Annotated in this window: 21 protein-coding genes and 5 pseudogenes; 16 read left to right on the top strand and 10 right to left on the bottom strand. The window is 68.1% G+C overall.

The features are described 5' to 3' along the window. Positions 1–22: 22 nt before the first annotated feature. The gene (gene dacB / locus ACT3TD_RS08075; protein ID WP_441579128.1) at positions 23–1,399 is read right to left on the bottom strand and encodes a D-alanyl-D-alanine carboxypeptidase/D-alanyl-D-alanine endopeptidase; all 1,377 of its coding nucleotides are present in this window, start codon (positions 1,397–1,399) and stop codon (positions 23–25) included. Between the two features lie 208 nt (positions 1,400–1,607). Between dacB and ACT3TD_RS08070 the strand changes: the two genes are divergently transcribed. Together ACT3TD_RS08070 and ACT3TD_RS08065 are read left to right on the top strand one after the other, a co-directional pair. Next, positions 1,608–2,072 carry an SRPBCC family protein gene (locus ACT3TD_RS08070; RefSeq protein ID WP_301444162.1) on the top strand — a complete coding sequence of 155 codons (465 nt, stop codon included), beginning with the start codon at positions 1,608–1,610 and terminating at the stop codon, positions 2,070–2,072. Positions 2,073–2,083: 11 nt separating this feature from the next. Next, complete coding sequence (locus ACT3TD_RS08065; RefSeq protein WP_301444161.1) at positions 2,084–2,557, top strand: inorganic diphosphatase; 474 nt, start codon at positions 2,084–2,086, stop codon at positions 2,555–2,557. Between the two features lie 95 nt (positions 2,558–2,652). Here the strand turns inward: ACT3TD_RS08065 and ACT3TD_RS08060 are convergent, their stop codons facing one another. Beyond that, positions 2,653–4,212, bottom strand: a complete 1,560-nt coding sequence (locus tag ACT3TD_RS08060; protein WP_441579126.1) for a hypothetical protein — start codon at positions 4,210–4,212, stop codon at positions 2,653–2,655. A gap of 54 nt (positions 4,213–4,266) precedes the next feature. Here ACT3TD_RS08060 and ACT3TD_RS08055 point away from each other — a divergent pair, with 54 nt between their 5' ends. Further along, positions 4,267–4,575, top strand: coding sequence for a rhodanese-like domain-containing protein (locus ACT3TD_RS08055; RefSeq protein ID WP_441579125.1), 309 nt, complete (start codon positions 4,267–4,269; stop codon positions 4,573–4,575). Between the two features lie 118 nt (positions 4,576–4,693). Continuing rightward, positions 4,694–5,137 (top strand): annotated as a pseudogene (locus tag ACT3TD_RS08050) (MarR family winged helix-turn-helix transcriptional regulator); the annotation flags it as partial. 202 nt (positions 5,138–5,339) lie between these two features. On the opposite strand, the gene ppk2 reads toward ACT3TD_RS08050, so the two are convergent. The 3 genes and pseudogenes from ppk2 to ACT3TD_RS08035 all read right to left on the bottom strand — a co-directional run bounded on the left by ppk2 (position 5,340) and on the right by ACT3TD_RS08035 (position 9,924). Then, entirely contained in the window at positions 5,340–6,260 is a 921-nt protein-coding gene (gene ppk2 / locus ACT3TD_RS08045; RefSeq protein ID WP_301444006.1) for a polyphosphate kinase 2, read from the bottom strand. A gap of 195 nt (positions 6,261–6,455) precedes the next feature. Further along, a complete protein-coding gene (gene groL, locus ACT3TD_RS08040; protein ID WP_301444005.1) occupies positions 6,456–8,105 on the bottom strand; it encodes a chaperonin GroEL in 1,650 nt (549 codons plus the stop codon). Positions 8,106–8,269: 164 nt separating this feature from the next. Further along, positions 8,270–9,924: pseudogene (locus ACT3TD_RS08035) on the bottom strand (sensor histidine kinase). 224 nt (positions 9,925–10,148) lie between these two features. Between ACT3TD_RS08035 and ACT3TD_RS08030 the strand changes: the two are divergent. The 3 genes and pseudogenes from ACT3TD_RS08030 to ACT3TD_RS08020 form a co-directional block, all read left to right on the top strand. Continuing rightward, positions 10,149–10,454: pseudogene (locus ACT3TD_RS08030) on the top strand (response regulator); the annotation flags it as partial. Then, a pseudogene (locus tag ACT3TD_RS08025) lies at positions 10,449–10,536 on the top strand (DNA-binding response regulator); the annotation flags it as partial. The pseudogenes ACT3TD_RS08030 and ACT3TD_RS08025, both read left to right, overlap by 6 nt. Beyond that, entirely contained in the window at positions 10,521–11,036 is a 516-nt protein-coding gene (locus tag ACT3TD_RS08020) for a winged helix-turn-helix domain-containing protein (protein WP_441588344.1), read from the top strand. The pseudogene ACT3TD_RS08025 and the gene ACT3TD_RS08020, both read left to right, overlap by 16 nt. An 89-nt stretch (positions 11,037–11,125) precedes the next feature. Here ACT3TD_RS08020 and ACT3TD_RS08015 read toward each other — a convergent pair whose 3' ends face one another. Next, positions 11,126–12,625 (bottom strand): glycosyltransferase family 2 protein, encoded by a 1,500-nt coding sequence (locus ACT3TD_RS08015; protein WP_441579498.1) that lies wholly within the window; start codon positions 12,623–12,625, stop codon positions 11,126–11,128. Positions 12,626–12,790: 165 nt separating this feature from the next. Here ACT3TD_RS08015 and ACT3TD_RS08010 point away from each other — a divergent pair, with 165 nt between their 5' ends. Together ACT3TD_RS08010 and ACT3TD_RS08005 are read left to right on the top strand one after the other, a co-directional pair. Further along, the gene (locus ACT3TD_RS08010; protein ID WP_441588342.1) at positions 12,791–14,215 is read left to right on the top strand and encodes a M20/M25/M40 family metallo-hydrolase; all 1,425 of its coding nucleotides are present in this window, start codon (positions 12,791–12,793) and stop codon (positions 14,213–14,215) included. A 204-nt stretch (positions 14,216–14,419) separates the two neighbouring features. Next, positions 14,420–15,043, top strand: a complete 624-nt coding sequence (locus tag ACT3TD_RS08005; protein WP_301443579.1) for a hypothetical protein — start codon at positions 14,420–14,422, stop codon at positions 15,041–15,043. Positions 15,044–15,309: 266 nt separating this feature from the next. Here ACT3TD_RS08005 and ACT3TD_RS08000 read toward each other — a convergent pair whose 3' ends face one another. From ACT3TD_RS08000 to ACT3TD_RS07990, 3 genes are read right to left on the bottom strand one after another with little or no spacing between them, the layout of a single operon-like run. Continuing rightward, positions 15,310–16,491, bottom strand: coding sequence for a glutamate--cysteine ligase (locus ACT3TD_RS08000; protein ID WP_301443512.1), 1,182 nt, complete (start codon positions 16,489–16,491; stop codon positions 15,310–15,312). A 24-nt stretch (positions 16,492–16,515) separates the two neighbouring features. Next, entirely contained in the window at positions 16,516–17,355 is an 840-nt protein-coding gene (locus ACT3TD_RS07995; RefSeq protein ID WP_444614980.1) for a LytR C-terminal domain-containing protein, read from the bottom strand. Between the two features lie 52 nt (positions 17,356–17,407). Continuing rightward, the gene (locus ACT3TD_RS07990; RefSeq protein WP_301443514.1) at positions 17,408–17,644 is read right to left on the bottom strand and encodes a DUF3263 domain-containing protein; all 237 of its coding nucleotides are present in this window, start codon (positions 17,642–17,644) and stop codon (positions 17,408–17,410) included. A 134-nt stretch (positions 17,645–17,778) separates the two neighbouring features. Here ACT3TD_RS07990 and ACT3TD_RS07985 point away from each other — a divergent pair, with 134 nt between their 5' ends. From ACT3TD_RS07985 to ACT3TD_RS07960, 6 genes are all read left to right on the top strand, one after another. Next, entirely contained in the window at positions 17,779–19,104 is a 1,326-nt protein-coding gene (locus ACT3TD_RS07985; RefSeq protein WP_441579501.1) for an MFS transporter, read from the top strand. Between the two features lie 29 nt (positions 19,105–19,133). After that, positions 19,134–19,769 carry a peptide deformylase gene (locus tag ACT3TD_RS07980; RefSeq protein ID WP_301443516.1) on the top strand — a complete coding sequence of 212 codons (636 nt, stop codon included), beginning with the start codon at positions 19,134–19,136 and terminating at the stop codon, positions 19,767–19,769. Further along, positions 19,762–20,901 (top strand): N-acetylglutamate synthase, CG3035 family, encoded by a 1,140-nt coding sequence (locus tag ACT3TD_RS07975; RefSeq protein ID WP_441579502.1) that lies wholly within the window; start codon positions 19,762–19,764, stop codon positions 20,899–20,901. Before ACT3TD_RS07980 ends, ACT3TD_RS07975 begins: the two co-directional genes overlap by 8 nt. 63 nt (positions 20,902–20,964) lie before the next feature. Further along, positions 20,965–21,741 carry an exodeoxyribonuclease III gene (locus tag ACT3TD_RS07970; RefSeq protein WP_441579503.1) on the top strand — a complete coding sequence of 259 codons (777 nt, stop codon included), beginning with the start codon at positions 20,965–20,967 and terminating at the stop codon, positions 21,739–21,741. A gap of 74 nt (positions 21,742–21,815) precedes the next feature. Beyond that, on the top strand, positions 21,816–23,330 hold the full coding sequence (cls, locus tag ACT3TD_RS07965) for a cardiolipin synthase (RefSeq protein WP_441579505.1): 1,515 nt from the start codon (positions 21,816–21,818) through the stop codon (positions 23,328–23,330). A gap of 129 nt (positions 23,331–23,459) precedes the next feature. Continuing rightward, positions 23,460–24,053, top strand: a complete 594-nt coding sequence (locus ACT3TD_RS07960; RefSeq protein ID WP_301444249.1) for a MarR family winged helix-turn-helix transcriptional regulator — start codon at positions 23,460–23,462, stop codon at positions 24,051–24,053. Between the two features lie 80 nt (positions 24,054–24,133). On the opposite strand, the gene ACT3TD_RS07955 is transcribed toward ACT3TD_RS07960, so the two are convergent. Continuing rightward, positions 24,134–24,355, bottom strand: coding sequence for a hypothetical protein (locus ACT3TD_RS07955; RefSeq protein ID WP_441579504.1), 222 nt, complete (start codon positions 24,353–24,355; stop codon positions 24,134–24,136). 31 nt (positions 24,356–24,386) lie between these two features. Here ACT3TD_RS07955 and ACT3TD_RS07950 point away from each other — a divergent pair. Further along, positions 24,387–25,107 (top strand): annotated as a pseudogene (locus ACT3TD_RS07950) (IS6 family transposase); the annotation flags it as partial.

Genomic DNA, 25,107 nt, shown 5'->3' with positions numbered 1-25,107 from the left:
GGCTGCAGCCCGGGGGGGACCGTCACGCCGCCGCGCGCAGCGACGCCGCCAACCGGTCCAGGGCGGCGCGTCCTGCGTCCATGTCCGAACCGTTGGACAGGAAGGCGAAGCTCAGCGCCCGGCCGGACTCGGTGGTCACGGTGCCGGCCAGCGTGTTCACCCCGTCCAACGTGCCCGTCTTCGCACGTAGCCAGCCGGCCGCCTGCGAGGCACCGGAGTCCGTACCGTAGCGGTCGACCAGCGTGCCGTCGCCCGCGGCGACCGGCAGGGCGTCCAGCAGGACGCGCAGGTCGTCGTCCGTGCCGGCGGCGGTGATCAGACCGTCGAGGATGCGGGCGTTGAGACGGTTCGCCTCACTCATCCCGGAGTTGTCGCGCAGCACCGCGTCGTCCACGTCGAGGCCCTCCTCGGTCAGCGCGGCGAGCGTGGCCTTGGCCGCGCCCTCGAACGTGGGTTCCTCGCCACCGGCGACGGCGACCTCGCGGGCGACGGCCTCGGCCAGCAGGTTGTCGCTGTGCAGCAGCATGTCGCGCACCCGCGTGGTCAGCGGGGCGGAGTTGACCGTGCCCAGTGGCGCGTCTGCTGCATCTGCCGTGTCTGCTGCGTTCTCCCCGACGGCGACCTCGCTGTCGGAGGTGGTGACCGTGGCACCGTCGGCCCCGAGCGCGGAGGCCAGTGCGTCGCCCACGTCCGCCCCCGGGGTGGTGGAGCGCGGCGAGTAGGAGTCGGTCGGGTCCAGGCGCCCGGCGTCGATCATCACCGCCGACAGCGGGGCGACGTTGCCCATGCCGATGTCGTCGCGCGACCAGGTCTGGTTGAACAGCGACCCGGCGCGCACGGAATTGTCCACGACCACCTCGGTGACCTGGTCCTCCCCGAGCGCCTCGCTGACCTGTGCGGCGAGGTCGTCGATGTTGGCCGGGTCGGTGAAGAAGCCGGACCCCTCGGAGCGCTCCAGGGTGATGTCGCCGTCACCCTTGAGCACGATCTGCCCGGGCTTCGTGCCGCGGTAGACGCGGGTCGCGACGCGGTCGTCGTCGCCCAGGGTCAGCAACGCGGCCGTGGCGGTGGCCAGCTTCGTGGCGGACGCCGGGACGAGCATGTTGTCCGGGTTCTGCGACCAGAGCTCCTCGCCGGTGGCGATGTCCGTGACGTGGCCGGACAGGGTCCCCAACGCCGGGTCGGATGCCGGGGCGGCGAGTTCGTCGCTGACGTCCGGTGCCGCGCCCTCGGTCTCTGCCGCGGCGAGGACCGGCGTGGGCTCCGGGAGCTCCGGGGCGTCCGCCACGGTGTAGGCGTTGCGCTGGTGGATGACCAGGGCGGCAGCCACCACGACGGCCACGACGATGACGAAGGCGAGGATGCCGTAGAGCCAACGGCGCGAGGCGGACTTGCTCATCGGGGCATCGGTGCCTTCCTGCGTGGGCGGGTCGGGTCTGGGCGGATCGGAGCGGTACTGAATCCCCACCAGAGTATCGGACGGCTCCGGGGTCTCCCAGGCTGGCACGCGCCCGGCGGCGCCAGAGTCGCAACAGAGTCGCGGCAGAGTGGCGGTTTCCTCGCCGAAACACTGCGGCGGAGGTGTGCCGGACCGTAGTGTCTGCCCCATGACCACCGAACTGATCACCGCCTCCCGCACCGTCCAGGCCTCCCCCGACGCCGTCTGGGCCGCGGTCACCGACCTCGACGCCATCGGTGAGCGCAGCCCCCAGTGCCGCAAGATGTTCATCCTCGGCGGCACGCCCGGGGTCGGCACCACCACGCTGAATCTGAACCGCCGGGGCGTGCTGTTCTGGCCGACGTGGTCGAAGATCACCCGGTGGAGTCCCACCGAGACCCTGGAGTGGCGGATCCCGATCAACGGTTCGCACTGGCGTTTCGAACTCACCGACAACGGTGACGGCACCACCGAACTGACCGAGTCGCGCATCGTCGACGGTGACACGTCCCTGCTCTCGCGGGTTCTCGTCGCCACGGCGCTCGGCGGCAACGACACCTTCGAGGGGGAGCTGCGGGAGGGGATCGAACAGACCCTGGCGGCAATCGCGTCGAGCGCGGAGCGGGCAGGGTAAACTGACCTCCCATGAGCATCGAAGTCACCATCGAAATCCCCAAGGGTTCCCGCAACAAGTACGAGGTCGACCACAAGACCGGCAAGGTCTACCTGGACCGCTACCTCTTCACCCCGATGGCCTACCCGGCCGACTACGGCTTCATCGACGAGACCCTCGGTGAGGACGGCGACCCGTTGGACGCCCTGGTGATCCTGCCGGAGTCCGTCTTCCCGGGCGTCATCGTCGAGGCCCGCCCGGTCGGCGTGTTCAAGATGACCGACGAGGCCGGCGGTGACGACAAGCTGCTCTGCGTCGTCGACGACGTGCGCTTCGAGAAGTTCCAGGACATCGACGACGTCGCGCAGGACGTCAAGGACGAGATCGAGCACTTCTTCGTCCACTACAAGGACCTGGAGCCCGGCAAGGAGGTCAACGGGTCCGGCTGGGGCGACAAGGCCGAGGCCGAGCGCATCCTCGCCGAGGCCGTGGAGCGCCACAAGTAGGACGCCCCGGACGCACCGGGTACCCCGGGCGTGCTGTACGCCCCGGGCGTCCCCTCCTCCCCCACCGCCGTGACCTCACGGCGGCGGGGGTTTCGTTATTCCGTGGACTCCTGCTCGCGCCACAGCGTGCGGGTCGTCCAGTCGTTGTCAGCGGCGCGGGTGGCGCGCTGGAGATCGCCGTCGGCCAGCCACACGGTGTCCCGGCCGTCCGCCTGCACCTGGGCGCGCGGACCACAGGGTTCACTGAACACGACGTCCAGGGTCCCGGGGTCGACCAGAGAGATCCTCAGCCCCGATGACCCCGACCCCCTGCCAGCCCCTCCGATGACGACCGACCTCACGGTCACCCAGGGACCCGCGGTGTCGACCTCCATGTACTCGGACGAGACGTCGTCGGGCAGTCGCGACTCGCCGACGGCCTGCAGACCAGAGTCGAGGTATTGCAGCTCGTTGTTCTTCCAGATCATGACCACCTCGTCCGTGGCAAGTATCCGGGCACACGTGGTCGGTCCGTTGGCGTCGTCCTTGTTCAGCCAGCTCAGATACCCTTCATCGCTGACGTGTCCGAGATGCAGGGCGCCCCGTTGCTCTGGGCCGTGCCACGTCCGGTCTTCCGTACGCGACGCCTGCAGATCAGCCTCCTCATATCTGCCGACAATCCAACCGCCCCATGCCTCCGGCGCATCGACAACCTGGTCCATGTCATCCATCAGGACCGGCGGAACCGGCACCTCGCTCACAGAAATACCGCTACCGTCGTCGCCGCCCTCGAGCAGAAGTCTGCGGTGACCTTTGAGCGCCACCACACACCCGTTTCCCTGTGGACCCAGAATCACCCGCGTATACTGCTTGAATTCGCTGATCTTCACCGGGAGAGTCACTGTCTCCGACTCTCCACTGTGCAGGTCAGTCTTCCAGACCAGGGGAAGCGACTCATCAACACGCCAGAGGGTCGCTGACATCCCCGACTTCCCCGACTTCCCCGACTTCTCGGACTGATTCGCGGAGCCGCCTAGGCTGACAGCGAATCCTTCGAACCAAGTAGGTGTCGCCTTCCACGGCTCCGGCGATGTTGCCTCGTCGAGATCCAGTGTGAACCGTACTGACCGAACGCCGACATAGCGGCCCTTGGCCCTCCCGGACGGGAATGGCAGTCGCACAGCTCCGACATCGACCTCTAGGTCGTCACCTGCCAGCTGGATACGGCATACCCGGCCCCTCGTCGGAGATATGTTGGGAAGACCGATCCGGTAAGGATCGTGGTGCAGACTGCCGGTCACCCTCACATAGCCGACCACGGGCCGCGGTGCCGCCCACTGCGCCGTCCACCCGTCGCCACGCAGAATCGTCCACCACCGCCACGTGCCACCCTGCTCGACGCGCCAGGTCGGCGAGCGGACCTCCTCCGCCCAGGCATCCAGCGTCACAACATCGACACCACCGTGGTCCCCGTCGGTGACCTCCGCGAACACCAGGAGAAACGATTCGGTGTCACCGAGCGACGGCAGCGGATACCCGTCATCCTCGATCATCCAGGTCGCGATCTCCACCGGCAGTGTCCGGTGACCGGCGGGCGCGGGCTCCGGCGGTGGTACTGCGATACGTTGCATCTCCACGCGGAGCTCCGCGGCCGCTGTTGCCTCGTCGTCTGCCATGGCATCGACACTACCGGGATGCCAGCCACCCGCCTCTGCGTACACTGGGGCACCATGAGTGATTTCGAGACAGTGACACCGACCGACGTCCCGGCAGGGGCACAGCTCATCGACATCCGTGAGCCGGACGAGTTCAACCAGTGGCACGCCGAGGGCGCGACGAACCTGCCGCTCTCCGAGCTCCAGGCCCGCTACGGTGAGTTCGACCTGGACCGCGACATCTACCTGATCTGCCTGTCCGGCGGGCGTTCGGCGAAGGCCGCTCAGTGGCTGGAGATGAACGGCATCGACACCATCAACGTCGGCTCCGGCACCATCGGCTGGCGCGACGCGGGACTGCCAATCATCGGCACCGAGGGTTAGCAGAGGGTTAGGCCGGGGCCGGCACCACACCGGTCAACCCGGCGGGAACATCCCCGCCGCGATAGCGGGGGACCCCCATAGTTCGTACATCCCATTCGACACCCGTTAGGGTGGGGACATGCCGGATACCGCGAACCTCCCCAGCGAGCTCCTGAAGTCGCCGTCCTTCCAGCTCGAACGGCTGCGCCGGCGTACCCGCACGTTCGTGGAGACCGCACTGATGTCCGAGGGGTTCAACCTCCGGGAGTACTGGGTGCTGACCTACCTGGTCGACGGGGACGCCGCCAGCCAGGCGGAGCTGGGCGAGATCATCGGGGTGGACCGTTCCGACATGGTGCGGCTGGTGGACTCGCTGGAGAAGCGCAAGCTGGCCAAGCGGGACAAGGACCCCAACGACCGTCGCCGGCAGATCATCTCGGTGACGAAGAAGGGCCGCAAGGCCCAGCTCGTCCTCTCCCCCATCGTGCAGACCGCCGAGGACGACGCCCTGGACGAGTCGACCTCCAAGCAGCTCAAGCACCTGAAGAAGCTCGCGAAGTCGATCATCGCCGCCGAGGAGGACGGCGAGGAACTCGACGGCGTGGACATCGACGAGGACGGCGAGGTCGGAGGGCTGAACGCGGACGCGAAAATCCCGGCAGCCGAGGGGGCTACCGGGAGTTCGAAGAGCGCCAAGGACGCCAAGGGCGTGAAGGACGCAGCGTCCGCCTGACGCCACCGGCGGGCGTCGCCGCCGCGGCAGGCGCCGCCGCGGCGACGGTGCGTCAGTCGCCGATCTGGTCGCGTCCGCGCTTCACGATCCGGGGGTCCGGCTCACCGACCACGTCGTAGTCCTTGCCGGTGTAGTTGAACTTGCTCAGCACGTAGCGCATGGCGTTGAGCCGTGCACGCTTCTTGTCGTTGGACTTGATCGTGATCCAGGGCGACTCGTTGGTGTCGGTGTAGCGGAACTGCTCCTCCTTCGCCCGGGTGTAGTCGTCCCACTTGTCCAGGGACGCCAGGTCCATCGGTGAGAGCTTCCACTGCCGCACCGGGTCCACCTGGCGGATGGCGAAACGGGTGCGCTGCTCCTTCTGCGTCACCGAGAACCACAGTTTCGTGATGCTGATCCCGGAGCCCATGAGCATGTTCTCCAGCATCGGCACCTCCCGCAGGAACTCGGCGTGCTGGTCGTCGGTGCAGAACCCCATCACGCGCTCCACACCGGAACGATTGTACCAGGAGCGGTCGAAGAAGACCGTCTCGCCGGCGCAGGGGAAGTTCTGGATGTAGCGCTGGAAGTACCAGGACGTGGACTCACGCGGGCTGGGCTTCTCCAGCGCGACGGTGCGCGCACCACGGGGGTTGAGGTGCTCGTTGAAGCGCTTGATCGTGCCGCCCTTGCCGGCGGCGTCGCGTCCCTCGAAGAGGATGATGTGCTTCTGACCGGTGTCCTTGGTCCAGTTCTGCCACTTCAACAGCTCGATCTGGAGGGAGCGCTTGGTCGTCTCGTACTCCTCGCGGCCGATGCGCTCACTGTAGGGGTAGTTCTCCCGCCACGTGTCCACGCGGTGGCCGTCCGGCGTGATCAGGACCGGATCGTCCTCGTCCGAGTCGTCCACGATGTAGCCCTCGGTGGACGCCAGGTCGACGATGTGGAAGTCCTGCTCGGCCGCTGCACCCTGATCGCCACTGTCGTTGGTCATGTCCCCCATCGTAGTGCGTCACAGACGTCCCCACACGACGCCGCCACCAGATCACCCCCGGTCAGAGGAGGTCGGGGGTGATGATGTGGCGCATTGCCCCGGACACACGGAAACCCCGCCCCCGGGGCCGCAGAAGAGTCGCGGTCCGGGGGCGGGGTTCGCCCATGTCAGCTCACACGGGGAGCGGCGGGTGGATCAGAATCCGCCCATGCCACCCATGCCGGCCATCTCGTCGGCACCGGCGCCGGCAGCCTCAGGCTCCGGCTTGTCGGCGACGACAGCCTCGGTGGTGAGGAAGAGGCTGGCGATGGAGGCGGCGTTCTGCAGTGCGGAACGGGTCACCTTCACCGGGTCGGAGATGCCCGCGGTGAGCAGGTCGACGTACTCGCCGGTCGCGGCGTTCAGGCCGTGGCCCGCCTCGAGACCGGAGACCTTGTCGACGACCACGCCGGGCTCGAGGCCGGCGTTGAAGGCGATCTGCTTCAGCGGTGCGGACAGGGCGGCCTGGACGATCTGCACACCCGTGGCCTCGTCACCCTCGAGTCCGAGGTTGCCGTCCAGCACGTGGGCGGCCTGCAGCAGCGAGGCGCCGCCGCCGGCGACGATGCCCTCGTCGGCGGCAGCCTTGGCGTTGCGCACGGCGTCCTCGATGCGGTGCTTGCGCTCCTTGAGCTCGACCTCGGTGGCGGCACCGACCTGGAGGACCGCGACGCCGCCGGCCAGCTTGGCCAGACGCTCCTGCAGCTTCTCCTTGTCGTAGTCGGAGTCGGCGCTGTCGATCTCCTGACGGATCTGACGGACGCGGCCGGCGAGCTGCTCGGAGGAGCCTGCGCCGTCGACGATGGTGGTGTCGTCCTTGGTGACGACGACCTTGCGGGCGGTACCCAGCAGCGGCAGGTCGGCGGTCTCGAGGGAGAGGCCGACCTCCTCGGCGATGACCTGGCCACCGGTGAGGATGGCGATGTCCTGCAGCTGCGCCTTACGGCGGTCGCCGAAGCCCGGGGCCTTGACGGCGACGGACTTGAAGGTGCCGCGGATCTTGTTGAGCACCAGGGTGGACAGGGCCTCGCCCTCGAGGTCCTCGGCGATGATCAGCAGCGGCTTGCCGGACTGCATGATCTTCTCCAGCAGCGGCAGCAGGTCCTTGACGTTGGAGATCTTCGAGGAGACCAGGAGGATGTAGGGGTCCTCCAGGACGGCCTCGCCGCGCTCGACGTCGGTGGCGAAGTAGGCCGAGAGGTAGCCCTTGTCGAAGCGCATGCCCTCGGTGGTCTCGAGGGTGACGCCGAAGGCGTTGGACTCCTCGACGGTGATGACGCCGTCCTTGTTCAGCTGGCCGTCGCCCACGGCGTACATCGCCTCGGCGATGAGCTCGCCGATCTTCTCGTCCGCGGCGGAGATGCCGGCGGTCGCGGCGATCTGCTCACGGGTCTCGATCTCCTTGGCGCCGGCGAGCAGTGCCTCGGTGACCTTCTCGACACCGGCCTGGATGCCGCGCTTGATGCCCATGGGGTTGGAGCCGGCCGCGACGTTACGCAGGCCCTCCTTGACCAGGGACTGCGCCAGCACGGTGGCGGTGGTGGTGCCGTCGCCAGCGACGTCGTCGGTCTTCTTGGCGACCTCCTTGACGAGCTCGGCACCGATCTTCTCGTAGGGATCCTCGAGGTCGATCTCCCGGGCGATGGTGACACCGTCGTTGGTGATCATCGGGGCACCCCACTTGCGCTCGAGCACAACGTTGCGGCCCTTCGGGCCGAGGGTGACCTTCACCGCGTCGGCGAGGGTGTTCAGACCCTTCTCCAGACCGCGGCGAGCTTCCTCGTCGAATGCAATCATCTTTGCCATGTGGCTCTTGATCCTCCGTTGTAGAGATAGGAGCGACACGTTCGGATCAGGTCCAGCGCCCGCGACGGCACGGGAGGACGCATGCCGCGACGTCCACCCTCACTACACCTGAGTGAGACTTGAAATCTGTTGTTCTTCGTTCTGGCACTCCACTAGAGCAAGTGCTAACTCCCGTTTCTAGCAGTCTCCCCCGCCGAGTGCAAGGTAGCCGACGGGATCCGCACCGTGAACGACGTGCCCTCACCCAGCGTGCTCGCCACCGTGATGCCGCCGCCGTGCCCGCGGACGATCGCGTTGGCGATCGTCAGCCCGAGCCCGAGACCCGGGATCGCGGATTCCTTGACCTCCGAGTTCCGGAAGAACTGGTCGAAGACCCGCAGCCGGTCCTCCTCCCCCATCCCCGACCGGTGTCGCTGACGCAGACCTCCAGGCCGTCCCCGACCGTCCGGCAGGTGGCGGTGACCGTGTCGCCCGACGACGAGTACTTGACGGCGTTCGTGATCAGGTTGTCGAAGACCTGGTGCATGCGTGCCGGGTCGAACTCGCCGTGGAGCCCCGTGGTCGTGGCGTCGACGAGGGAGACCCCGGCGGACTCGGCGAAGGGCTTCGCCGACTCCAGACTGGAACGGACGACCTCGGCGAGGTCCGCCGTGCGCGGCCGCACGGACGGCCGCGCCGCCGACTCCAGCAGGTCCGAGACCCGCAGCAGGAGCCGTTCGGCGTTGCGCTCCACCACCTCGAGGTTGGTCCCGAGCTGCTCCAGGTCGGGCTCCTCCCCCGACACCTCCTCCAACGCCAGGTCGACGTAGCCGAGGATCGACGTCAGTGGCGTACGCAGCTCGTGACTGACCCGGCGCAGGAAGTCGTCCTTGGCCTTGAGCGCCTCCATGAGTTCGGTGACGTCGTTGAAGACGATGACCGAACCGGCGGACGCCCCGTCCTGGTCCTGGATCGGCTTCGCCGACACCGACATCGCCCGCAGGTAGCTGTCCCCGATCCAGATGAGCTGGTTGGCCACCTCCTCACCCTCGATGGCCCGGCGGACCGGGCGGTCCCCGGCGGCGAGCAACGTCGTCTTGTCCGCGTCGAAGATGAGCAGCTCGTCCTCGCGGGGAACGCCCACCTCCCTGGGCCGTGCCAGCTGGTGCAGCTGCCTCTGGTGACTGTTCATCAGCATCTCCCTGCCGTCGCCGTCGACCACCACCACCCCGGTGGGGACCGCCTCGATGACGGTGTCCAGCAGGTGCGCGCGATGCTGGCTCTCGGCGGCGACGGCCCGCAGCTCCCTGTCCTTGACCCTCAGCTCCCGTTGCTGGGTGTGGATGCTCTCGCTGACGCTCGAGGTGAAGACGCCGACCACGCACAGGATCGCCGGGACGAGGACGAGCCCGAGGATCGACGTCGCCGTGAGTTTCACCTCCGCCAGGAGGATCGGGTTCCAGACGATCAGCAACGTCGCCGCCAGATTCAGGACGTGGATCCACCGGTGTCCGTGGAAGATCCAGGAGATCCAGAAGACCGGGAAGACGGCGATGAGACTCAGGCCCGTCAGGCTGTCACTGCCGCCGGCGCGGAGGAGCGCGATGGCGAGGAACTGCAGCAGCGGGGTGAGCCAGTTCAGCAGTTCGGAACGGTGCCGCAGCGACGGCAGCGAACTGGGGACCCTGGTCAGCACGGCGACCACGATCCCCGCGAGGAACAACGGGTCCTTGTAGAGCTGCGGCAGAACGGCCGCCGCCAGCACCAGGACGAAACCCACGGTGACGAGGAAAGGTCGTTGGTTGATGATCGCGCGCTCAGCGGCGTCGAATTCCCGCATACGGGAATTCGAGGTGCCGAGTGTGGGAATCAACCAGGGCATGATGGTCATCATAGAGCTTCTCTCACGTCCTGGCCATGAGGAACGCCCCGGCGCACTGCACGGGAAATACCGCCGCAGTCGACCGGACGTTCACCAGGGCACGGGATCGTTTCGTAGGATAGAATGCGACGTGCGAAACCTAAATGACTAGCCAACAAATCTGAACATCGGGAGTGGTCCGAATGGCTCATCGCCGTGACAGCCAGGAGGCCGCGGGAACAGCGGTGGTTATCGAGGACGACCCCGATATCCGGGACCTGATCTCCTCGGTTCTCCAGCAATCCGGGTTCCAGGTCCACGTCGCCTCGGACGGGGCGACCGGAGTCGACGCCGTGGAGCGGTACCGTCCCGACATCACCACCGTCGACCTGGGACTCCCGGGAATCGACGGCTTCGAGGTCGTGCGGCAGATACGCCTGCTCAGCGACTGCTACGTCATCATCATCTCGGCGCGGACCGACGAGGTCGACACCCTGATGGCGTTGAACACCGGGGCGGACGACTTCATCACGAAACCCTTCCGCCCCCGTGAACTCCGGGCGCGGGTGACGGCGATGCTCCGCCGCCCACGCACCGCCACGGAGGACGGCGAAACCGCCGAATTCCACGGGGCCGCTGAAACCGCCGAACCCGGGGCACACGCCGCGCCCGCCGTACCCGCCGAAATCACCGAGACAATTGCCGTGGTGCCGGAGCGTCCAACCCCGTCGGACGGTTCGCAGGTCCTTTCCCACAACGACGTCCGCCTCGACCCCGACACCCGGACGGTGAATGTCGGCCCGGAGGAAATCGTCCTCACCCGGACCGAATTCGAGCTCCTGCACACGTTGTTGTTGAGCGGTCGCCGGGTCCGCACCAAGACCGACCTCGTCCGGCACCTCCGGGCGGAGGACCCGACGGGTTCCGCCGCCTACGTCAGCGAGGCCGACGAGCGTGCGGTGGAGGTGCACATCGGCAACCTCCGCCGGAAGCTCGGCCGCGGGGAGGCGGCGGGTTCCGCGGCGTCCCCGGGCGCCGTCATCGAGACGGTCCGCGGCGTCGGCTACAAACTCGCCGCAGCGTCCTCCTGACCTGAACGCACCGCGCCGGACGCCCCCAGCGCCCCGGCCGCGGTGTGCGGCGGCCGGGGCGTCCTGCCCTGCTCTCGTCGTATCCACGGCTAGACGGTGAAGCCGTGGTGGCGGCGGACCGCCTTGCGGAGCATGAAGAAGGTCATGACCATCGTCGTGATGTACAGCAGCGGCCACCCCAGCGACAGGATCGCCGACTGCACACCGGCCGGCTGCTGGAACCACGCGTACATCGCGCCGCCGACGATCAACGCCGCCACCACCAGCGGGGCGAGGAAGGCGGAACCACGGCCGCCCTCCGCCTTCGCCTGCGCCGCCCAGTTGTCGGTCTGCGCCTTGCTGAAGAACTTCGCCCAGGCCCGGATGAAGTGGCCCATGCGGATCCACAGGTAGATCTCCGAGGGGAAGAAGAGCAGGGCGAACAGGATGTCGCGGGCCGTGTGGCCCTTGATCGACATCGCGATCCTGAGGTTCAGCACCACCGAGACCGCCGGGGGGATCAGCCAGATCGGGCTGAACACGAAGGCGTCGATGCTCAGCGACGCGGCGAGCAGGAGCAGGAACCCCAGGCGGATGAGGATGTTGCCCAGCATCGAGATGTTCTCGAACCACCGCAGCCGCAGGTTCGGGTGGAACGGCTGGCCCGCGGTGGTCGACCGCTGGCCCGGCCACATCAGGTCGATGGCGCCGAAGTTCCACTTGACCTGCTGTCCGTCCAGCGCGCGGACGGTGTACATGCCGCCGACGAAGGCGCGTGCGGTGGCGCTGATCTTCGTCGCCGCCCCGATGCTGCGCAGCTGCAGTGAGAGCAGGGAGTCCTCGACCTCGCTGTCGCGCACCCACGGGGTGGCCTGGCGGTTGGCCTCCATCACGTCCTTGAGCGCCTGCATGGAGAACAGGGAGCACTGCCCGCCCAGCACCGCCATGTTGCGCCCACGCAGCAGGTTGTCCATGGTGAACGCCGCGAACTGCGCGCGCTGCCCGGTGGTGAGGAAGGAGGACACCACGCCGCGGCTCGACGCGTGGTCCACGGTGTAGATCGCGGAGATGCCGCCGATGCGGGACTCCGAGCGGGCCTCCTGCTCGAGACGTTCCACGGTGTCGAACTCCAGGATCGTGTCGCCGTCCACTCCCAGCAGGTAGTCGAAGCTGTCGCAGACCTTCGCGAAACCGTAGTTCAGGGCGCCGACCTTCTTGTCGGCGTTCTCACCGATGTCGTGGACGAAGACGTAGGTCGAGTAGGTCTCCACCGTGTGCCCGGGCCCCTCGTCCGCCTGCAGGTGCTCACCGGCGTAGCTCCGGGCGATCGGGAAGGTGCGGTCGGTGGTGTTGTTGATGACCACGTGGACGACCTCCGGCGGGCGCGACTGTGCGAGCAGGGAGTCCAGGACGCCGGCGATGGAGTCCTCCTCGTTGTACGCCGGGATCACGCAGGCGATGGAGGTGTGCGGGCGGGTCTGCGACACCGAGCCCTGCGACGTGACGGTCACGAAACCGTTGTCGGTGGTCTCCACGATCTTCTCCTGCACGATCTTCTCCTGCGCGGGCATCGCGACGGGCGGGTCCAGGTGGGTCTGGGTGGTGGTCATCGGATTTCCTCTCTCCGGGTGGCTGTGAACTCATTCTGAACGACCGACCTCAAGGAACGGCCCCGCCTTCCCGCAGGTTTTCCGCAAGAAATCACCGTGGTCCCCCGGACGCGTCGCGTAAGCCACCCGGACGGCGCCGGAAGCGAGCGGACTAGGCTGGTGGACATGCCTGAGAACACTTCGACCGCCTTCTCCGCCGAGATCGCCCGCGCCGCCGTCACCGAGCAGATGCCGTGGCTGCAGCAGGCGCTGACCGACCTCGTCGCCTTCCGCTCCGTGCACTCCACCCCCGGCCTGGAGGCCGACAACGCCGACGCCGCGCGCTGGGTCGCCGACGCCTTCCGCGCCGAGGGCGTGCCCGTCGAACCGCACACCACCTCCGACGGCTCCGTGTCCGTCATCGGCGTGCGCGAGGCCGCCGAGGGCTGGCCCACGGTGCTGCTCTACTCGCACTACGACGTGCAGCCCGCCAGCGACGTCGAGAACTGGACGTCCTCGCCCTGGGAGCTCACCGAGCGCGACGGGCGTTGGTACGGACGCGGCGCGGCGGACTGCAAGGGCCACGTCGTGATGCACCTCGCGGTGCTGCGCGCTGTCAACGCGCTGCTCGACTCCGGTGACCTGGACGACGCCACCGCCACCGCGCTGCGCAGCATCGGTGTGCGCGTCGTCGTCGAGGGCTCCGAGGAGCGCGGCGGCTACGGCCTGGAGGACCTCCTGGCCTCCGAGCCGGAGCTCTTCGCCGCCGACACCTTCCTCATCGCCGACTCCGGCAACGACGCCCTCGGCGTCCCCGCGGTCTGCACCGCCCTGCGCGGTACCGCGCCGGTCACCGTCCGGCTGCGCACCCTGGAGCAGCCCATGCACTCCGGCCAGTTCGGCGGTGCCGCACCGGACGCCCTGCTCGCCCTCGTCCGGCTGCTCGCCACCCTGCACGACGACGACGGCCTCGTCGCCGTCGACGGGCTCACGTCCGACGCCCGCTGGGAGGGACGCGGCCCCGACGAGGCCACCTTCCGCACCGACGCCGGCGTCCTCGACGGTGTCGACGTCCTCGGTGCGGCGCAGGGCCTCAACCCCAACGACCTCACCATCTCCCGCCCCTCGATCACCGTCACCGGCCTGGACTCCCTCTCCGTCGCCGACTCCGTCAACGCCGTCGTCGCCGAGGCCGGCGCCGTGGTCAGCCTGCGCATCCCGCCGGGAATGGACCCCAAGGTCGGGCAGGACGCACTGGTCAAGCACCTGGAGGAGCACGTCCCCCACCACGCGCGGATCAGCATCGAACGCCAGTCGCTGGCGTCCCCGTTCTCCGCGGACACCTCCGGGCCCGCCCTGAAGCTGCTCGCCCAGGCCCTGGCGGACGCCTACGACGCCGAGGAGACCGCCGAGATCGGCTCCGGCGGCTCGATCCCGCTGAGCAACGCCCTGCTGGAGCGCTACCCGGACGCCGAGCTCGCCCTGTTCGGCATCGAGGAGCCGTCCTGCCGCATCCACTCCGCCGACGAGTCCGTGGACCCCACCGAGATCGCCGCGATCGGCACCGCCGAGCTGCTGTTCCTCGCCCGTTCGGGGGCACTGTCCACCTAGGGTTCAGGGCCCGTCCACCCCGGGGTTGCCCTCGGACAGTGATGCAGATAACATCATCGCCATGATCAACACCCTCAAGCGAGTAGCCCACCCGGGTGGAGGCGCGGACTGACCCCTCCACCACGGGGAAGTCACGCTACTCGCAGGCTGCTGCGTCGGTCCACATCCCACCGACGGTAACCAGCACAAAGGGAAGACCCACTGATGTTCGAGTCACAGGACAACCGGATGCCCACCACCACGATGATCCGCTTCGCACGGACGGACGACGCCCGCGACGAACGCCTCACCCCCGTCTACACCAGCCGCCCCGGTGTGCGACGCTCCACCGCCGTCACCTACCGGGAGGGCAACCCCACCCGCCTGGAGAAGCGTCGCAGCCGCGTCTTCGCCGAGGACCCTTTCCGGGCCCGCTTCGGCCACCGCCTGCCCGCCGGGATGCGCCAGGAGGCCCGCGGCATGGAGTGGCGCAAGTTCGTCGCCACCTACGCCCCCGCCACCTACCGGGTCGAGTCGATGACCACCACGCGGCGTCCCGCGGGTCGGCGCTGCTTCGACATCACGCTGACCGGCCTGCGGGAGGACGCCGGCACGCAGGTCTCCATCACCTCGATGGGCGCGGCGTCCGCCATGACCCAGATCCTCGCCGACCACGGTCGACGCGTGGAGATCCTGGAGTTCCACCAGTACGACATCTTCGAGGCCACCGTGACCTTCGTCTTCGCGCAGCACGAGACGAAGAAGGTGTGGGCCGTGGGCTTCGGTGCCGACCGTGACCTCTCCATCGCCAGCGCGCTGACCTCCGCCGCCGGCCGGCTGCACGGGTAGAGCGCGCCGAGCACTCCCGCTCTCCATTCCCCGCTCCGCCATTCCCCGCGGATGCGGAATAGTCGCCCTCCCAGGTAGGCAATCACCCCGATTCGCTACCTGGGAGGGTGATCGCGCTACATCACCGCCGCGCGAGGGTGCGGTCGGCCCCAGGACCGGCACATGTCCGGACCCCGGGCGCCTCCGCCCCGCCCTCCTCCCCCACAACGCAGAGCGAACACCCTCCCAGGCAGCATTTCAGCCCGAAACCCTGCCTGGGCGGGCGACTATTCCACCGAGCGCTTCAGCGTGTCCACCGTGAGGTCCACCGCGGCGATCCATGCCTCGGGCTGGGTGAACCCTTCCTCCGCGCCCACGTCACCACGCGTGCGCACACCAGGCTCCAGCGCGGCACCGGCCTCGCGGGCCGCGGCACGCTGCAGGGCGTAGTCGCCACCGCGTTCCATGATGCCCCGGACGTCCCGCAGGGTGTCGGCGCAGCCGAACTCCTCCGCGATGGGTGCGAGCACGTCGAGCCAGTCGGCGATGTCCTCGGTGATCCAGCGTTCCGTGGTCTCGCGGTCGGTGATGATCAGGGCCTCGAGGCCGTAACGGGCCGCGCGCCACTTGTTCTCGGCGACGTGCCAGTGCTGCAGACTCGGCAGGTCGCGTCCTGCCTCCCACTCGCGTTCGTAGTGCACGACCAGGCAGTGGATGAAGGCGCTGATGGCGCCGACCTCGCGGATGTCCATGGTGGCGTCGGCGAAGCGGACCTCCACCGTCCCGTACTTGGAGGGGCGCACGTCGAAGTGCATGGAGCCGGTGTGGTTGATCACCCCGGAGCGGTCCTGGTCCTCGTTGAAGGCCTCCCACTCGTCCCAGTCGGCGAACTGGTAGGGCATGCCGGCGGTGGGGAGCTGCTGGTAGAGCAGGGTGCGGTTGGAGGCGTAGCCGGTGTCGAGCCCCTCCCACGCCGGGGAGGACGCCGAGAGTGCCAGCACGTGCGGGTACTGCGTCATCACGGCGTTGATGATGGGCCACACCCGGTCGCGTCCGCCCACGCCGACGTGCACGTGGATGCCCCAGATCAGCATCTGGCGTCCCCAGTACTGGGTGCGCTGGATGATCTCCTGGTAGCTGTCCTTCTCGCTGAGGATCTGGTCGCCCCAGTGCGCGAAGGGGTGCGTGCCGGCGGAGAACACGCCCACGCCGAGGTCGTCGGCCACGCTGAGGATCTGCGTGAGCTGTTCGCGCAGGTCCTCGACGGCGTCGGGGATGGTCTTGTGCACGCCGGTGACCATCTCGACGGTGTTGGCGAGGAACTCGCGGGTGACCCGGTGGCCCGGGAAGCGTTCGTCGAGCGCGTCGACGAGTTCGGGGGCGCGGGGCACGAGGTCCCTGGTCCCGGGGTCGACGAGGGCGACCTCCCACTCGATGCCGACCGTCGGGGCGGAGGACGGAAATTCCATGGGGAGGATGTTACTGCATCACGGTCACAGCGGGCCGGTCAGCACGACGACCACGCCGTCGGCCTTCGGTCCGTTGCGCACGTCGGCCTCGCCGAAGCGGTTGTAGTAGTCCGGGTTGCCGGCGGCGGCGGAGATCCCGAGATCGCCGGCGACCTGCTCGGCGGCGGCCTGCGACTGTGCGTTGCCCTCGGGGTAGTAGACGCGCGACTCCTCGCTGATGCCGTCGATGCGCCCGCGCAGGTTGCCGTAGCCGATGTTGGTCCACTGCTCGCCACGCAGGCGGTCGGCGGTGGACTGGGCGACGGGCTCGCCGCTGTTGTTCAGCACGGTGACGGATGTCGCCGCGCGGTCGACCTCGCCGGCGGACGGCTCGTCGCCGGCACCCTCAGCGCCGTCGTCGCCGGACGCCGCACCGTCAGTGCCGTCCGCACCGTCAGTGCCGTCTGCACCGTTCTCACCCTCCGCGCCGGACGCTGCGGCGTCGTCGGACGCACCGGCGTCCGCGCCGTCCTGCGGGGAGGACGCCGCGTCGGAGTCAGCGTCGGACGCGTCGTCCTGCCCGGCGGACTGACTCTGCGTCGCGCCGGCGGTGTCGGTCTCGTCGTCGTCCCCACCGACGACGGCGTAGATGCCCCAGGCGATCAGGATCACGGCGACGGCGGTGAGCACCATGGCCAGCCCGCGCAGCGGCGGGCCACCGGTACCGCCGGCGGCACCGGCCCCGCCGGCGGCACCAGCACCGGCCGCACCGGCACCTGCCGCACCGGCCTCGGGGTCGATGGCGTAGTCGTCGTCGTAGGCCGTGTCCGGGTTCGGGTCGTAGACGGAGTCGTCTCCGTGTCGGGGTCCGCTCTGATCAGTCACGCCCCAATACTAACGACAGTCACACCCGTCACGTCCACACGACACCCCGGATTCAGTCGCCCCTGCGCCGCAGCAACGTCCTGACCACCACCGGGGCCACGTCCAACGCCTCCGGACGCGAGATCAACGCGTTGAGTTGCTGGTAGTAACGCACCGGAGTCACGCCGAAGCGACGTCGGATCTCCTCCCCCTTCGCCCCCTCGTCGCGCCACCACAGCGACTCGAAGTCGAGCATCTCGCGTTCACGCTGCGAGACACCCACCCCCGTATCTGCACTCTGTTCCTCCACGGTGAATCAGTTTAGACGAGCGGGGATGGTAGTTTCACCTCATCATGGCGTCACTGTTGCGTACAGTACTGCTGCCAGGACGAACGACCCGCCGGTGAATCGTCCCCATCCCGGAGAGACCCAGAGAGACATACATGAGCACCTCCCCGTCCACGACCGAACGGTCCGAAGCCCCACAGAAGCAGACACCGGAGCAGAAGCGCGTGCTCGCCGGCACGCTCGTCGGCACCACGATCGAGTGGTACGACTTCTTCATCTACGCGCAGGCCGCGGCCTTCGTCTTCGCCCCGCTGTTCTTCGCCCCGATGGGCGACTCCCCGCTGGCGCAGGTGGTCTCCTGGGCGACCATCGGCATCAGCTTCCTGTTCCGCCCCCTCGGGGCGGTCATCGCCGGCCACCTCGGTGACCGCTACGGACGCAAGATGGTCCTGGTCGTCACGCTGTTCGGCATGGGCGTGGCCACCGCACTGATCGGCCTGCTGCCCACCTACGGGACGATCGGGGTGGCCGCACCGCTGCTGCTGATCCTGCTGCGCATCCTGCAGGGACTCTCCGCCGGCGGCGAGTGGGGCGGGGCGGCCCTGATGGCCGTCGAGCACGCCCCGCGCGACAAGCGCGGCGTGTTCGGCTCCTACCCGCAGATCGGCGTCCCGCTGGGCCTGATCCTGGCGTCGTCCTTCATGTTCCTGCTGACCAGCAACATGTCCGACGAGGCGTTCCAGAGCTGGGGCTGGCGCATCCCGTTCATCTCCTCGGTGGTGCTCATCGCCGTGGGCTACCTGATCCGCCGCGCCGTCGACGAGTCGCCGGTGTTCCTGGAGATGCAGGCGCGCCGCAAGGAGGCCTCCGCACCGCTGGGAAGCCTGTTCAAGAACCACTGGCGCCGCGTGCTGCTCGCCGCCCTGATCTTCGCCGGAAACAACGCCGCCGGCTACATGATCATCGCCTTCTTCTCGTCCTACAGCTCCAACGCGCTGGGCATGCCGAAGTCGCACACCCTGATCGCCACGCTCATCGGTGGTGTGTCCTGGCTGGTGCTCACCATTTGGTCCGGGCGGGTCTCGGACAAGATCGGACGCCGCGAGACCTTCATGATCGGCTACGCGCTGATCGCGGTGTGGGCGGTGCCGATGTGGTTCTTCGTCGACAAGGGCGAGCTGCTCTGGCTGGTGCTGGTGATCGTGGTGCTCACGTTCGGGCTGGCACCGTCCTACGCCCCGCAGTCGGCGCTGTACGCCGAGATGTTCCCCGCGGAGGTGCGCTACTCCGGCACGTCGATCAGCTACGCCCTGGGCTCGATCCTCGGTGGCGCCTTCGCCCCGATGATCGCCCAGCTGCTGCTGGACTCCACGGGACGGTCCTGGACGATCGGCGTCTACCTCGCCGCCATGGCGATCGTGTCGGGTATCGCCGTGTGGCTGGTGCCGAAGTCCGTGGAAAAGTGTGACCTGAGCGTGTGACGTCGCGCGGGGCGGTTATTCTGGAGCACATGTCAGTTCTCCCCGTCGTCATCTGCGGCGACCCCGTCCTCCACAACCCCACCGAACCCGTCGACGAGGCGGAGATCGGCGGCGAGCGCTTCCAGAAGCTGGTCGCCGACATGTACGAGACCCTGGAACGCGCCCACGGGGTGGGCCTGGCCGCGAACCAGGTCGGCGTGGCCCAGCGGTTCTTCATCTACGACTGCCCCGACATCGACGGGCCGGACGGCTCACGCAAGCCCGCCGAGGAGGTCGACGCCCAGGGCGGCCCGATGCGCCGCGGCTGCGTGATCAACCCGGTGCTGGAGACCTCCACGATCCCGGAGACCATGCCGGACGAGGAGGACGACGTGGAGGGCTGCCTCTCCGTCCCCGGCCACGACTTCCCCACCGGACGTGCCGACTGGGCACGCGTCACCGGGCTCGACGAGCACGGCGAGCCGGTCAGCGTGGAGGGCCACGGCTTCTTCGCCCGCTGCCTGCAGCACGAGGTCGGCCACCTCGACGGCTTCCTCTACATCGACACCCTCATCGGCCGGAACAAGCGTGCGGCGAAGAAGACCGTGAAGCGCGAGGGATGGACCGTGCCCGGCAACTCCTGGACCCCCGGGGTGGACCCGGACCCCTTCGGCCACGATGACTGAGCAACCTGACACCTCCTGGTCCGGCGCCCACGCCGGGGCCGTCGCCCCGTCCGTCACGGGCCTGCCGTTCCCGGTCTCGCGACACACCGACCCCGCCGGGGTGCGGGCGGGGGTGCGCGCCACCGTCCGGCGCCTCGTGCGTTCGGGCACAAACGGCGCAGGACGCCCCGAGATGAATCCGGCGACGGGCCGTCCGCTCGTCACCGACGTCATCGGAGTCGTCGACTCCGTCGACCCGCTGCGCATGCGCACGGCGGCCGGGGAGGTGCACGAGATCGCGGCGTCCGACGTGGTGGTTCTCAAGACGCTGGCGGACCGTCCGGTGCGCACCTCCGACATCCGCGCCGTCGAGGCGGCCACGGCCGCGGCGTTCCCGGGCATCACCAACGACACCGTCGGCGGCTGGCTGATGCGCGCCGGCGACGGCATCACCGAACGCTCCAACTCGGCGGTGCCGCTGGGCCCGGAGACCGGCACCACCCCGGTGCCGTTGGAGCGGATCCGGGAGTTCTACCGCGACCACGACCTGCCGACGCGCATCCTGCTGCCCGACCGCGTGGCGCGTCCGGCCGAGCAGTTGGCGGGGCTGCCCGGGGCCACGTCCGGCCCGGAGATCATCGTGATGACCCGGAGCCTGGAAGGTGAGCTGCCTGAGCTGCCCGACGTGCCCGGTGTGCAGGTGGAGTTCTCGGTGGACGACGAACCCGACGACGAGTGGCTGAGCCTCTACCACTTCCGCGGCGAACCCCTCCCCGAGCACGCGCTGCGCCTGCTCGCATCGCGCATCGACGGCACGCTCGGCTTCGCCCGCCTCACCGTCGACGGGCGGCTCGTGGCCGTCACCCGCGGCACCGTCACCGCCGGCGGACGCGAACAGCACCTCGGCTACTCCGCCGTCGAGGTCGACCCGCGGTGGCGCCGTCGCGGCCTGGGACGCCTCATGGGCACCGCCATGCTGCACTGGGGCCGCGAGCACGGCGCCACCCGCAGCTACCTGCAGGTCATCGCGTCCAACGACGCCGGACTCGGGCTCTACCGCTCCCTCGGATTCGCCGAGCACCACCGGCACCGCTGCCTCACGCTGGACGGTCCCGACACCCCTGCAGCCATAAACGACACGGGCCGAAGGTAAGGCGACCTTCAACCCGGGGTGGACCCGGAGTGAATCCCGCCCGAAAAAGATATGGTGTAGGGCATGAGGATCGCCAGCTGGAACATCAATTCCGCGCGCACCCGGGAACAGCGCGTCCGGGACTTCCTGGAACGCTCGGACGTGGACGTCCTGTGTCTCCAGGAGACCAAGTGCACCGACGCGCAGTTCCCCGACTTCTCCGACCTCGGCTACGAACACGCCCACGCCGGGGAGAACGCCTGGAACGGCGTGGCGGTCCTGTCACGGGTCGGTCTGGACGACGTGCGCACCGACTTCGGGCAGCCCGGCTTCAGCAAGGATCCCGCCGAGGAGCCCGTCACCGAGCCGCGCGCCGTCGGTGCGGTGTGCGGCGGCGTGGAGGTGTGGAGCCTCTACGTGCCCAACGGGCGGGAGATCTCCGACCGGCACTTCACCTACAAACTGGACTTCCTGGACGCCCTGGCGTCCTACCTGGAGACGGGGAAGGACGGCGCGGCCGTGCCGGTGGTCGTGGTCGGCGACTTCAACATCATCCCCACCGACGAGGACCTGTGGGACCGCTCCTGGTTCGAGGGCAAGACGCACGTGACCCCGCGTGAGCGCGCCGCGCTCGAGGCGGTCCGGGAGCGCGGCGGCATGACCGAGGCCACCGCCGACCTCAAGGGCACCTACTCCTACTGGGACTACCAGGCGATGCGCTTCCAGAAGAACCAGGGCATCCGCATCGACCTGCAGTACTGCCGCGGCGTGGAACCGTCCTCGCCCTCGGTGGACCGGGACGAACGCAGCGGCAAGGGTGCGTCCGACCACGCCCCCGTGATCGTGGAGTACGCGCTGTGAGCGCCCTGGCGGTACTGGCCGCCCCGGACCTCGTGCTCGCCTCCGACTTCTGGGACTTCTTCACCCCCGACAGCATCGGCTTCCCCCTGTTCGGCAACGTCGTCGGCGGCGGGCTGGAGTGGTGGCAGTGGGCGCTGGTGCTGCTGGACTACACCCTGAAGTTCATCGCCCTGGGCTACGTGCCCTCGCAGCGCAAACCCACCAGTGCGATGGCCTGGCTGCTGGCGATCTTCCTGATCCCCTTCGCCGGCATCATCCTGTTCCTGTTCATCGGCTCGCCGTACATCAACCGGCGGCGCCACAAGATCCAGAACCAGGCGAACGAGCTGATCCGCACGGTGAGCCACGACGAGCCGGACGTGCCCGCCGGTTTCGAGGTCACCGACGAGATCCGCAGCATGATGCACCTCAACCGTCACCTCACGTCCATGCCGGCGGCGACCGGCCGGATGGTGGCGCTGCACTCCGACTACGAGACGTCGATCAAGGCCATGGCCGAGGCGGTCGACAACGCGAAGAACTACGTGCACGTGCAGATCTACATCACCTCCTGGGACGACACCACCGGCGTGTTCTTCGACGCGCTGGAACGCGCCGTGCAGCGCGGTGTGAAGGTGCGCCTCATGTTCGACCACGTGGGCAGCTGGAAGTACCCGGGCTACCGCAAGCTCGGAAAGCGACTGAGCTCGATCGGGGTCGAGTGGATGCTGATGCTGCCGCTGAAGCCGCTGAAGTGGCGCTTCCGCCGCCCGGACCTGCGCAACCACCGCAAGATCGTGGTCGTCGACGGGCACACCGCCTTCATGGGCAGCCAGAACATGATCGACTCCAGCTACATGATGTCGAAGAACCAGAAGGAGGGCCGCCACTGGATCGACGTGATGACCGAGGTCACCGGCCCGATCGTGATGAGCCTGGACACCGTCTTCGCCGTCGACTGGTTCACCGAATCCAAGGAGGAGCTCGACCTGCTCTCCCCGTCGCAGGCGACCCGCTGGCTCAACGCCAACAACGCCCCCGAGGTCCCCGACTCCGGAGACGAGATCCTGCAGGTCATCCCGTCCGGCCCCGGGTTCACCACCGAACCGAACCTGAGGCTGTTCACCTCCTTGGCACACCACGCCAAGGAACACCTTGTCCTGGTCAGCCCCTACTTCGTTCCGGACGAGTCACTGCTGGACGCGGTGACCACCGCCGCCTACCGCGGCGTGGAGGTCGAACTCTTCGTCTCGGAGAAGGCCGACCAGGCGATGGTGGACTACGCGCAGTCGTCGTACTACGCGGAGATGCTCGAGGCCGGCATCAAGATCTACCGCTACCCCTACCCCGCGGTGCTGCACTCGAAGTACGTCATCGCCGACGAGGAACTCGCGATCATCGGCTCGTCGAACATGGACATGCGTTCCTTCGGACTGAACTACGAGGTGACGATGCTCGCCGGGCACGGTGACCTGCTGGCGGCGATGATGGACGTCACCGAGGTCTACCGCGCCGACTGCAAGGAACTCACCGGTGAGGAGTGGGGGAACCGGCCGCTGATGAGGCGCTACGTCGAGAATGTCGCCCGCCTTACGTCCGCGCTCCAGTAAATGGCTTACAATGTCATAAACAATAGGTCTTGGAAACTACCACGGTGCCGGACGGGGTCCGATAGCGTGGGAGCGGACAGGACCGAGATTCACGACAGAAGCTAGCCTGTAGCGGACAAGGAGCCCATCATGGCCAAAGACATCCGGGACACCGCAGACTCCACCGAGTCCGCCGATGACTTCGCCGACTTCGTCAACGACCTCGGCTCGGACCCGGTCCAGGACCAGATCCGCGGTCACCGCGCCCCGGAGATCCTGCCGGAGATCGACGTCGCCGAGATCGCCACGGCGGTCTACGACTTCCTCTCGGCACTGCGCCGCCTGATGGACCGTCCGAACCACAAGCTCGCGATCTCGCAGTCGGAGATCGAGGTCCTGCACTTCATCGCCCAGCACCCGGGCTGCGGAGTCTCCGACATCGCCCGTCTGCGGTTCCTGCGGGCGTCGAACGTCTCCGCCACGGTGCGGCGTCTGATCAACTCCGGACTGGTGCTGCGCCAGGCCAACGACCAGGACCGCCGGGCCCAGGACCTCTACCTGTCCGACGAGGGCATCGAGATGCTGAACTCGATCACCGACGAGTGGGCGATGCTCATCGCCCGCGCGGCACGGCGGATGGACGGCCGCGACCTGGCGAAGCTGCGCCGCGGCGTACCCGCGCTGCGTAACCTGTCGATCGCCGCGGAGAGCCTGATCGAGGACATCCAGCGCAGCCGGAACTGACACTGGCCCTGGCCCGCACGTCTGGCCCCTGTACCTGGGAGGGTGCGGGGGTCGTCGTGTGTGTGCGGTCGGTGAGGGTCCTAGTCGGGTGGGACTTCGGGTCCGTCGGGCTCTTCTGGGTCGTCTGGGTCGTCGAAGGTGAGGGGTCTGTCCGGGGCGTAGGCCTCGGCCAGCGGGCCGGTGGCACGGGTGGTGTAGCGCGCCCCGCCGGGGCCCTGCCACTCAATGGTGAACCCACCGTCGGTGGTGGAGCACGTCCACACCCCGGCGGTTTTCAACCGGTGGTGCGGATGCTGTTGCAAAGTTGGGGATGGCACGTGAGGATCAGGGATCATGAGCATCTTCTCCGGGCGCCACTTCCCCCCCCCAAGAGGTCATCCTGCAGGCGGTGAGGTGGTACTGCCGCTACGAGGTGCTCTAGCGCGACCTGGAGGAGATGCTGAGCGAGCGTGGAGTTCCGGTGGATCACACCACCATCTACCTCTGGGTGCAGAAGTACAGCCCGGAACTGGATAAACGTGCCCGCCGGTACCGCCAAACCTCGCTGTTGGTCTCTGTTTCCTGAAGCGTGGATGAAACCTACATCCGGGTCGGCGGAAAGTGGTGCTACCTCTACCGAGTGGTGACCAAGGACGGTCGGACCCTGGACTTCTCCATGTCCACCCGGCGTAACACGGACGCAGCGACTAGATTCTTGGGAAAAGCGCTGCGCAGTGCTGGTCACCGCGGTCCTGACAGTGGCCCCCGGGTAATCTGCACGGACAAGGCACCCACGTACGCCGCTGCTGTAGCGACGCTGGTCAAAGACAAGAAGATGTCGACAACAGCGGAATACCGGCAGGCGAAATACCTCAACAACGTGATCGAGGGTGATCACGGCCGGCTCAAGCGAATCCTGGGCCCCAAAGGTGGTGGCTTCAAGACCCCGGTGTCGGCCTACCGGACGCTACAGGGCATGGAGGTGATGCACGCGCTGCGCAAAGGCCAAGGAGCGGTGTTCGCCTTCGGTCAGCCGAACGCGGATGCGGTGATCGTCGCCAAGGCCTTCGCCGGC

Origin of the sequence: Corynebacterium sp. AOP36-E1-14, from assembly GCF_052377495.1 — a bacterium.
Classification (GTDB): domain Bacteria; phylum Actinomycetota; class Actinomycetes; order Mycobacteriales; family Mycobacteriaceae; genus Corynebacterium.
Note: the sequence above shows the minus strand (reverse complement) of the source record. Positions and strands in the feature narration are given on the sequence as shown.